This is a genomic window from Pseudoalteromonas sp. GABNS16E, assembly GCF_028598715.1.
Taxonomy (GTDB): domain Bacteria; phylum Pseudomonadota; class Gammaproteobacteria; order Enterobacterales; family Alteromonadaceae; genus Pseudoalteromonas; species Pseudoalteromonas atlantica.
Map to the genome: position 1 here is coordinate 1 of NZ_JAQREZ010000208.1, position 255 is coordinate 255.

A 255-nucleotide genomic window follows, 5' to 3' on the forward strand; every position below is an offset into this window, starting at 1 on the left:
GCTCGTAATAAGTTAGCTGAGTGATAAGGTTCTCATACAGCACAGGGAGTTTTCCTGGGCTTGTAAGTCCCGTTGTAAGTAAGAATGCCACAACCGCGCTTGAGCACCCACTGAAGCTTAGCTGATTGGGCCAGATACCTTTACGTGTAGCCGCTTCGGTCATAGCGACTCTTATCAAGTTGTAAGCAAGCAGTAATCCCCACAATTCTTGCTCAACCATGTCTGGGCGTTTGCTTCTAAGCGTGTATTCACTGT

1 pseudogene is annotated in these 255 nt (G+C 47.5%); it reads right to left on the reverse strand.

From position 1 onward, the window contains the following. Positions 1–255: pseudogene (locus PSI06_RS21305) on the reverse strand (IS4 family transposase); the annotation flags it as partial.